This is a genomic window from Streptomyces crystallinus, from assembly GCF_039521265.1.
Lineage (GTDB): Bacteria > Actinomycetota > Actinomycetes > Streptomycetales > Streptomycetaceae > Streptomyces > Streptomyces crystallinus.
In genome coordinates, this window is the sequence record NZ_BAAACA010000042.1 from 1 (window position 1) to 9,913 (window position 9,913).

The following is a 9,913-nucleotide window of genomic DNA, read 5'->3' on the forward strand; positions in this document are numbered from 1 at the left end:
CCCGGCCCGGCCCGTGGTGGCGGTGGGCCGGGCGCCGCGTCCGGGGCCGCGCCCGGCGCCGGTGGCGGTGCCCGTGGCACCCGTCGCGCCCGTGGCGCGCGCCGACGCGAAGGCCCGGGCGCACCGGGCCGTCCACCCGTACCGCCCCAGCGCGACCGGGCACCCCGCCCCGGCCGGGTTCTCCACGGTCACGCTGATGCTCGTCGTCACCACCCCGGCCGTCCTGGCCGCCGCGATCCTCCGCCCCCGATCCCGTTCCGGAGCCCGCCCGTGTCGCAATGGCTAGTCCTCGTCGTCGCGTTGGTGCTCGTCTGCGCCGTCGTCCTGACCGTCACCGTGCTGCGCCACCGCCGGGTGGCCGAGGCCGAGGACCCCAGTGAGACGCCCGACGTCATCGAGTACATGGTGATGATGGTCGGCGTCGTGTACGCCATCGTGCTCGGCCTCGCCATCGCCGGCGTCTGGGAGGCGCGCGGCGCCGCCGAGGACTCGGTACGGCGCGAGGCCCAGGCCCTGTACGAGGTCGGGCAGCGGGTGGACGTCTATCCGCCCGCCGTGCGTGACCGTATCCGGGGCGAGATCGACGCGTACGCCGCCCATACCGTGAAGACCGAGTGGCCCCTGCTGGTCCGGGGCGAGGAGCCGCCCTCGGACGGCGCGGCCCTGCTCGCCGCCGTCCGGGGCGACGTGGCCCACCGCGCCCCCGCCAACGACCTCCAGTCGCAGGCCTACCAGCCGCTGCTCGACCAGATCGCCACCGCCGACGACGCCCGGCACGCCCGGATCGACAGCGCCGGGTCCACGCTGCCGGGGGTCGTCTGGTTCGGCCTGGTCGCCGGGGCGGTGGTGACCATCGGGCTGATCTTCACGCTCCAGATCCACCGCTCGGCACGGGAGTTGCTGCTCGCGGGCGTCTTCAGCGGGCTGATCGTGTTCCTGCTGTTCCTGGTGTGGAGCTTCGACGCGCCGTTCGGCAGGTCGGGTACGGAGTCGGCGGACCCGTTCCGCGAACTGGTCACCCAGGCGGCCCCGTTGCGGCACTAGCGCCCGCTCGGGCTCCTAGTGCCCCGACACCTTGTCGTACGTCAACTGGTCGCCGTTGTCGTCGTTCTGGCGGCGCAGACGGCCGTCCGGCAGGAGCGTCACCGTGGTCGCGGCGCCCGGCGAACACGAGGTGGCCGGGCCGGACTCGACGGTCGACGGGCCGAGCTTGAGCGGCCCGTCCGGCCCGGCCGGGGCGGCGGCGAGCTGGGCGCGGAAGACGCAGTGGTAGGTGCCGCCGGAGTCCAGCGGGCCGTCGGCCGTGAGCGTGAGGACCGTGTCGCCCACCTTGCCGGGTGCGAGGACGAGGCGGCGGGTGCTGGAGCCGGCGGCGCTGTCGATGGCGCCGGACCAGGTGCCGAGGTACTTCTGCGGGATGTCCCCGGCGGCGCTCTCGCTCGGGCTCGGGCTCGGGTCGGCGCTCGGGCCGGTGCTGCTCTCGCCCGAAGGGGACGGGGTGGCGGGCGGCTCGGGGGAGGCGGAGGTCCCGGCCTTCTTCGGCTTGTCGCCGTCGCCGTTCATGTACGCGTACACGGATCCGCCCGCGCCGACCGCCACCACCAGCGCCACCGCGATCAGCGCGATCGTCGACTTGGCGCCGCGGCGCGGCGGCTCCTCCTCGGCGGGCGGGGGCGGGCCGTAGCCGTAGCCGGGGTTCGGGTGCGGATAGCCGTAGGCGGCGGGCTGGTACGGCTGCTGATACGGGTGCTGGTGCTGGGGCGGATAGCTGTGCACGGGCGGGGCCGGGTAGCCCCCGTCCGGGGAGATCGCGGTGGGGGTGGCGACCACCGGGGGGCTCGGCGGGAGGGCGGGCACGGGCGGGACGGGAGGCAGGGCCGGAGCGGCGGGCGGGGCGGCGGGCGGAGCCGGGGCGGGGTCCGGCGCGGGGTCCGGCGCGGGGGTTTGGCCGGTGGAGCTCTCCGGGCTCTCCACGTCCAGCAACTGCACGGCGTGGCTGCCGAGTTCGGCGACCAGCGGGCCGGGCAGCCAGGGTCCCGGCGTCGCGTCCTCGGGGCCGAGGCGCTCCAAAATCCGGGCGAGCGAGGGCCGCGACTCGGGGTCCTTGTGCAGACAGTCGCGTACGAGGTCGCGCAGGGACTCCGGTACGCCGTCGAGCTCCGGGGGTTCCTGGGCGATCCGGAACATCAGGGCGTGCACACCGCTGTCGCTGCCGCCGAAGGGGAGCTTGCCGCTCGCCGCGTACGCGAGCACGGACCCCAGGCAGAAGACGTCGCAGGCCGGGGTGATGCGGTCGCCGCGCACCTGCTCGGGGGCCATGAAGCCGGGCGAGCCGACGAGCGCGCCGGTGCGGGTGAGGCCGGCCTCGGTGACGGTCTCCAGGGCCCGGGCTATGCCGAAGTCGATGACGCGCGGGCCGTCGATGGTGACGAGGACGTTGGAGGGCTTGAGGTCGCGGTGGATCAGCCCGGCGGTGTGGATGTCCTGGAGGGCGTGGGCGAGGCCGCGGGCCAGGTGGCGTACGGAACGTTCCGGCAGGGGGCCGTGGGCGCCGCCGACCACGGCGTGGAGGCTGGGGCCGGCGACGTAACCCGTGGCGACCCAGGGGACGGCGGCCTCGGTGTCGGCGTCCAGCACCGGGGCGGTCCACCGGCCGCCGACGCGGCGGGCGGCCTGGACCTCCTGGCGGAAGCGGCCGCGGAACTCCTCCTGCTCGGCGAGTTCCTGCCGGACGAGTTTGACGGCGACGGTCCGGCCGCGGTCGGAGCGGGCCAGATAGACCTGGCCCATTCCGCCCGCGCCGAGCCGTGCGAGCAGTCGGTACGCGCCGATCCGCTGCGGGTCCCCCTCGGTCAGTCTGTCCATGCGGCTCGCCGCCCCCCTCATTCGAACGAGCTTCAACGGGCTGAGGATAGCCCTCCGGGGGGAGCGGATCCTTTGGCTGCGGCCCGGTGGCGGGCTGGTCGCGCAGTTCCCCGCGCCCCTGAAAAAGTCTGTGGCTGAGCTGGGTTCTCCGGCTGCGGCCAACCCCCTAGGGGCGCGGGGAACTGCGCGACCAGCCGTCCACCGGTCCGCAGACGAAGGGTCGGCCGCCCGCCAGAGGCCACGCGGCGGAGCCGCAAAGTGTCACAGCAGGGAAGGGGTGGGGTGGGGGCCAAGACACGACACCCTGCCGAGCCGCACCGCCCACGACAGACACACTGGTCATCCCCCGCCCCACCCCCCACTGCCTACCCTGGCCCCATGACCCCTCATGACGCCCCCGACCCCCGGACCGGCGCCGCCGTCAAGGCCGCGGACCGTGCGCACGTGTTCCACTCCTGGTCCGCCCAGGGCCTGATCGACCCGCTCGCCGTCGCCGGCGCGGAGGGTTCGTACTTCTGGGACTACGACGGCAACCGCTACCTCGACTTCACCAGCGGCCTCGTCTTCACCAACATCGGCTACCAGCACCCCAAGGTCGTCGCCGCCATCCAGGAGCAGGCGGGCAAGCTGGCCACCTTCGCCCCCGCCTTCGCCGTGGAGGCCCGCTCCGAGGCCGCACGCCTCATCGCCGAGCGGACCCCGGGCGACCTGGACAAGATCTTCTTCACCAACGGCGGCGCCGAGGCCGTCGAGAACGCCATCCGGCTGGCCCGGCTGCACACCGGGCGGCACAAGGTGCTGAGCGCGTTCCGCTCGTACCACGGGGCCACCGCCCAGGCGATCAACCTCACCGGCGACCCCCGCCGCTGGGCCTCGGACACCGGCTCCGCGGGCGTCGTACGGTTCTGGGCGCCGTTCCTCTACCGCTCGCCCTTCTACTCCACCACCGAGGCGGAGGAGTGCGCCCGCGCCCTCACCCACCTCGAGGACACCATCGCCTTCGAGGGCCCGGCCGGCATCGCCGCGATCATCCTGGAGACGGTCCCGGGCACCGCGGGGATCATGACCCCGCCCCCGGGCTACCTCGCCGGTGTCCGCGAGATCTGCGACCGGTACGGGATCGTCCTCGTGCTGGACGAGGTGATGTCCGGGTTCGGCCGGACCGGCTCCTGGTTCGCCGCCGACCTGTACGGCGTCACCCCGGACCTGATGACCTTCGCCAAGGGCGTGAACTCCGGGTACGTACCCCTGGGCGGTGTCGCCATCTCCGCCGAGATCGCCGCCACCTTCGACAAGCGGCCCTTCCCCGGCGGGCTCACCTACTCCGGGCACCCGCTGGCCTGCGCCGCGGCCGTCGCCACGATCAACGTCATGGAGGACGAGGGCGTCGTCGGGCACGCGGCCCACATCGGAGCGACCGTGCTGGAGCCGGGGCTGCGGGAGCTCGCCGAGCGGCACCCGTCCGTGGGCGAGGTGCGCGGCACGGGTGTGTTCTGGGCGCTGGAGCTGGTGAAGAGCCGGGAGACGCGGGAGCCGCTGGTGCCGTACAACGCGTCCGGCGCCGACGCGGCGCCGATGGCCGCGTTCGGTGCGGCCTGCAAGAAGAACGGGCTGTGGCCGTTCATCAACATGAACCGGACGCATGTCGTGCCGCCGTGCAATGTCAGCGAGGCGGAGGCGAAGGAGGGGCTCGCGGTGCTGGACGCTGCGCTGGCTGTGGCGGACGAGTACACGACCTGACCCTTCCGGGGCCGCGCTCGCCTGCGGACCGTGGGTGGCTGGTCGCGCAGTTCCCCGCGCCCCTTTTGGGCCCGGTCTTCGTCTGCGGGCCGGTGGCCTCTTCTCGCGCAGTTCCCCGCGCCCCTGAAAGCCTGTGACTGGGCTGGGTCCTCCGGCTGACCCCAACCCCCTAGGGGCGCGGGGAACTGCGCGACCAGCCCACCACTCATCCGCAGCCGAACGCCTAGCTCATCCACCCCCGCCGCCCCCTGGCCTATCGTGTGCGGAACACATAGGCGAGGGGAGGGGCAACGTGCCCGCGAGTGGAGGCGTGACGCGCAGCACGCTGCGGCAGCAGATCGCCGACGCCCTGCGTGACGAGATACTGGCCGGCCGGCTGCAGCCCGGCGAGGAGTTCACCGTCAAGCAGATCGCCGAGCAGTACGGGGTCAGCGCGACCCCCGTGCGCGAGGCGCTCGTCGACCTCACCGCGCAGGGCCTGCTCGACTCCGACCAGCACCGCGGCTTCCGTGTCCACGAGTTCTCCGTCGACGACTACAAGGGCATGGTCGAGGCCCGGTCCCTCGTCGTGAACGGGATCTTCCGGAAGATCACGGAGCTCGGCGCCGCCCATGGCCCCGCCCTCGTGTCCGTGCGGCGCCGTGCGGAGGAGTGCGCCCGCGCCGCCCGCAGCGGTGACCTGAACATCCTCATCGGGTACGACCTGCGGTTCTGGAGGGAGCTCGGCGCGCTCGCCGGAAACCCGTACATCTCGGACTTCCTGCACCGGCTGCGTATGCAGTGCTGGGTCTTCGCCGTGCCGTATCTGCGGGGGCGCAGCGACCTCAGCGACTGGCTGTGGAGCGGGCACGGCGACCTCGTCGACGCCGTGGTCAAGGGCGACGGCGACACCGCGTACGCCGTGATCAGCGCGTACAACGACCACTCCCTCACCTGGGCGGAGCGGCTGAAGCGGTGACCGACGGCGGCCTTCTTGACCTCTCGGTCGTCGTCCCCGCGTACAACGAGGAACGGCGTCTGGGCCCGACCCTGGACGCGATCCGGGACCATCTGCGCGACGCGCCGCTGTCCTGGGAGCTGATCGTCGTGGACGACGGCTCCGAGGACGCCACCGCCGAGGTCGCCCGCGCGGCCGCGGCCGCCGACGCCCGTATCCGGCTCGTCGCCGCCGGCCGCAACCGCGGCAAGGGCCACGCGCTGCGGCTCGGCGTGGCCGCCTCACAGGGCGCCCGGGTGCTGGTCACCGACGCCGACCTGGCCACCCCCGTCGCCGAGCTCGACCGGCTCGCCAAGGAGCTCGACGGCGCCGAGGCCGCCGCCGCGATCGGCTCCCGCGCCCACCCCGAGGCCGACATAGCCGTCCACCAGGGCCGGGTGCGCGAGTGGCTGGGGCGGATGGGCAACCGGCTGATACGGGCCGTCGCGGTCCCCGGCATCCACGACACCCAGTGCGGCTTCAAGCTCTTCGACGGCGACAAGGCGCGCGCGGCCTTCGCGGACGCCCGCCTCGACGGCTGGGGCATCGACGTGGAGATACTCCAGTACTTCCGCCGCCACGGCTGGGCCGTGGCCGAGGTCCCGGTCCGCTGGTCCCACCAGGAGGGCTCCAAGGTCGGCCCCGCCGACTACGGCCGGGTGCTCCTCGAACTCGTCCGCCTCAAGGCCCGCTCCACCAGCCGTGCGAGCCTCGCCCTCCTCGGGCTCTTCCTGCTCTCCTCGGTCCTGCTCTACAAGGACCTCTGGAGCGACCTCGGCCGCGGCTACCTCGCGGACTCCGGCCAGGACCAGAACCAGTGGGAGTGGTTCTTCGCGGTCACCGCCGACAACGTCCGGCATCTGCGCGACCCGCTCTTCACCACCCTCCAGGGCTTCCCGGACGGCGTGAACCTCATGGGCAACACGCCCATGCTGGGCCTGTCCGTGCCGCTCACACCGGTCACCCTCGCCTTCGGCCCGACGCTCACCTGGGCGCTGGTGCTCACGCTGGGCCTGACCGCGACGGCGTACGCCTGGTACCGGCTGTTCGCGCGGTGGGTGACCGGCAGCCCGTGGGCCGCGGGCCTCGGCGGCGCGCTCGCCGCCTTCGCCCCGCCGATGGTCTCGCACGCCACCGCGCACCCGAACTTCTGCGTCCTGTTCATGATCCCGGTGATCCTCGACCGCGCCCTGCGGCTGTGCTCAACGGCCGCGCACGTCCGCCGCGACGGCGTGCTGCTCGGCCTCTTCGGCGCGTACCAGATCTTCCTCGGCGAGGAGGTGCTGCTGCTCGCCTCGGTCGGCATGCTGCTCTTCGCGCTGTCGTACGCGCTGGCCCGCCGCGAGGTCGTCAGCGCGGCCGGACCCACCCTCGCCAAGGGGCTCGGGGTCGCCGCACTGGTCTGTCTGCCGCTCATCGCCTACCCGCTGACCTGGCAGTTCTTCGGGACCCAGAGCTACCACTCGGTGCTGCACGGCGACGCCGCGGGCAACAGCCCGCTCTCCTTCCTGAAGTTCTCCGGGCGGGCGCTGCTCGGCGACGAGGCGACCGCGGACAAGCTGGCCCTCAACCGGACCGAGCAGAACGCCTTCTACGGTTGGCCGCTGATCGCACTGGCCCTGGCGATCACGGTACGGCTGTGGCGGCACGCCCTGGTGAAGGCGCTCGCCCTCACGGCGATCGCGGCGGCGCTCCTCTCGCTCGGCCAGAAGATCCGCATCCCGTACACCGACGTCGTCCTGCCGGGCCCCTGGCGGGCCCTCGCCCACCGCCCGCTCTTCGAGTCCGTCATCGAGGGCCGGGTCGCCATGGTGTGCGCACCGGCGCTCGGCGCGCTGGTCGCGCTGGCGGCGGGCCGACTGGCCGAGGCCGGCCGGGTGAACCGGCTGGCCGGTCTCGCGGCGGTCGCGGCCGCCCTGCTGCCGATCGTCCCGACGCCCTTCCCGGTGACCGAGAGGGCCCCGGTGCCGCCGTTCTTCGCGGACGGGCTGTGGCGTACGTATCTGAAGCCCGGCGAGTCCGTGGTGACGGTGCCGCTGCCGGATCCGGCCGCCGCCGACGCCCTGCACTGGCAGGTCCGCGCCGGCCTCGGCTTCCCGCTGCCCGGAGGCTACTTCAACGGCCCCTGGGGCCCCGACCGCATCGGCATCTACGGCGCCTCCCCGCGCTGGACCTCCAACCTGCTGCGCGATGTGCGCTACGGCGGCGCGATCCCCGACATCGGCGACGCCTGGCGCGCCCAGGCGCGGGCGGACCTGGCGTACTGGAAGGCCGGGCTCGTCGTGCTGCCCCCGCAGGACAACGAGGAGGCGCTGTACACGACGGTGGCGCGGCTGCTCGGCCGGGAGGGCCACCGGGTGCACGGGGTGTGGATCTGGGACGTCGGCCGCTGAGGGCCGAAGCCTGTTCTGTCGGACAGCTCTAGCGACGACGGTGGTGGGTATGCGTCGTGTGTGACATGTGTGATGCCTGAGCCGACGGTGTGGCGGCGCGTTGACGCGCGTCCCGCACGGGAGTTGACGGGCGAGCTTCGCGGAGCGTGCTCGGCGGACTACGCTGTCCCGACCATCGCGACCTCGTAAGGAGCCCCGTGGCCTGTGACTTGTGGCTGGTCCCCCTCGTCGACGTGCTGTGCCACAGCCCCGACAACCCGTTCGCCGAGGAGATCGCCTCGTACGACAAGGCGCTCGGTGAGGCGGGGCTGCCACCTGTGCCCGTCTTCGCGTACATGCCCGGCCTCTCGGGCGATGTCGCCCCGGTCGCGGGCTTCGACTACGACGCCCTGCACTTCCTGCGCCGCGCCTACCTCCTCCAGCTCTGCCGGCTCGCCGTGACGCCGGTGGACGAGCTCGGCGGCGACTACGAGCAGCTCCTGGAGATGTTCGAGACGACGGCCCAGCAGTCCCATCTGGTCTGGCACTACGACCACGCGGGCGCGTACGTCCCGGTGGACTTCCACACCCCCCTCGCCAACGAGGAGCTGCTGGCCGGGGGCGGGCCGCTGGGCTCCACCCACGGGCTGCTGCGGGAGCTGGAGTTCGTGGCCCCGGCGATCGGGATAGACCCGGTCAACCCGCCGATGGCCCCGGCCCCGCCGGACCGCCCGACCTCGCTGGAGGAGCCGGCGGGCCCGATCCCCTACGACGAGAGCCCGTTCGCGCGGGAGCGGCACGTGTGGCTGGGGCTGCACGCGGCGGCGACCCGGTCGCTGGCGCAGGGCTCTATGATCATCTTCAGCTGAGGCCCCGACGCACCTCGTGGTCGGCGGGGCGGGGATGTCGCCGGGGCACCACCGGGACCACCCCCGACCGTAAACTCCGCGCCATCTGGCGGGAGTAGGACCGGGTCCATGTCACAAACGACGAGCGCCCAGAGCGCCGCCCCGGCCCGCTTCTCCGACGTCAAGGGGTGGTTCTGGCCCGCCGACCAACTGCTCTTCGACTGGTTCCTGGCGCGCCAGGAGCGCCAGGGGCTCCGGGGTGACCTGCTGGAACTCGGCGCGTACCTGGGCAAGAGCGCGATCTTCCTGGGGTCGTACCTGCGGGAGGACGAGACGTTCACGGTCTGCGACCTGTTCGACTCGCCCGCGCCGGACGACCCCAACAGCGAGGAGATGGACCGCTCGTACGCGACGCTGACGCGGCGGGCGTTCGAGGCGAACTACCTGGCCTTCCACGACGAGCTGCCGGTGGTGGTCCAGGCCCCCACCTCGGTGATCACCTCACGGGTGGACTCCGGCAGCTGCCGCTTCATCCACGTGGACGCCTCGCACCTGTACGAGCACGTGCACGGGGACATCGCGGCGGCGCGGGACCTGGTGGCGCCGGACGGGATCGTGGCGTTCGACGACTTCCGGGCGGAGCACTGTCCGGGGGTGGCGGCGGCGGTGTGGGGCGCGGTGGCGACGACGGGGCTGCGGCCGATCGCCATCACGGCCACGAAGTTCTACGGCACCTGGTCGGATCCGGAGCCGGCCCGCTCCGAGCTGCTGTCCTGGCTGCCGACGCGGCCGGACATGTGGCACGGGGTGGAGGAGGTGGCGGGGGCGCCGCTGATCCGGATCTCGGGGAAGAAGGCGGTGGCGCCGGCGGCGCCGCGCTCGCGCCACGAGGGTCTGACGCCGGTGCCCACGCCCGCCCCCACGGCGCCGAAGCCCCGTCCCGCGCTGGCGCGCCGCCTGGCGAAGGGTTTGCTGCCGCGCCGCTGAGATCCCCCCACCCCGCCCCTTCCCGAAAGCCCTCTGGCGGGCGGCCTTCGGGGGCAGGTGGGGCCTGCGGCTCCCATACCCGGCTTTTCGTCTGCGGACCGTGCTGGGTTGCTCGCGCAGTTCCC

Annotated in this window: 8 protein-coding genes; 6 read left to right on the forward strand and 2 right to left on the reverse strand. The window is 73.4% G+C overall.

Features of this window, described 5'->3' with window-relative positions; translation table 11 throughout:
• A partial coding sequence (locus tag ABD236_RS28980) for a hypothetical protein (protein ID WP_344078660.1) occupies nucleotides 1-210 on the reverse strand: 210 nt, incomplete at its 3' end.
• Nucleotides 211-270: 60 nt separating this feature from the next.
• Between ABD236_RS28980 and ABD236_RS28985 the strand changes: the two genes are divergently transcribed.
• Nucleotides 271-1,044, forward strand: a complete 774-nt coding sequence (locus ABD236_RS28985; protein ID WP_344078662.1) for a bestrophin-like domain — start codon at nucleotides 271-273, stop codon at nucleotides 1,042-1,044.
• 15 nt (nucleotides 1,045-1,059) lie between these two features.
• On the opposite strand, the gene ABD236_RS28990 is transcribed toward ABD236_RS28985, so the two are convergent.
• Nucleotides 1,060-2,865, reverse strand: coding sequence for a serine/threonine-protein kinase (locus ABD236_RS28990; RefSeq protein ID WP_344078664.1), 1,806 nt, complete (start codon nucleotides 2,863-2,865; stop codon nucleotides 1,060-1,062).
• A gap of 378 nt (nucleotides 2,866-3,243) precedes the next feature.
• Between ABD236_RS28990 and ABD236_RS28995 the strand changes: the two genes are divergently transcribed.
• The 5 genes from ABD236_RS28995 (at nucleotide 3,244) to ABD236_RS29015 (ending at nucleotide 9,788) form a co-directional block, all read left to right on the forward strand.
• Entirely contained in the window at nucleotides 3,244-4,605 is a 1,362-nt protein-coding gene (locus tag ABD236_RS28995) for an aspartate aminotransferase family protein (protein WP_344078666.1), read from the forward strand.
• Between the two features lie 292 nt (nucleotides 4,606-4,897).
• Nucleotides 4,898-5,563: a GntR family transcriptional regulator gene (locus tag ABD236_RS29000; protein ID WP_344078668.1), complete on the forward strand. Its 666-nt coding sequence runs from the start codon at nucleotides 4,898-4,900 to the stop codon at nucleotides 5,561-5,563.
• Nucleotides 5,560-7,974, forward strand: a complete 2,415-nt coding sequence (locus ABD236_RS29005) for a dolichyl-phosphate beta-glucosyltransferase (protein ID WP_344078670.1) — start codon at nucleotides 5,560-5,562, stop codon at nucleotides 7,972-7,974. The genes ABD236_RS29000 and ABD236_RS29005 overlap by 4 nt, the downstream gene beginning before the upstream one ends.
• Before the next feature lie 197 nt (nucleotides 7,975-8,171).
• Entirely contained in the window at nucleotides 8,172-8,822 is a 651-nt protein-coding gene (locus tag ABD236_RS29010; RefSeq protein WP_101389000.1) for a hypothetical protein, read from the forward strand.
• Between the two features lie 108 nt (nucleotides 8,823-8,930).
• On the forward strand, nucleotides 8,931-9,788 hold the full coding sequence (locus tag ABD236_RS29015; protein WP_344078673.1) for a class I SAM-dependent methyltransferase: 858 nt from the start codon (nucleotides 8,931-8,933) through the stop codon (nucleotides 9,786-9,788).
• Nucleotides 9,789-9,913: the final 125 nt, after the last annotated feature.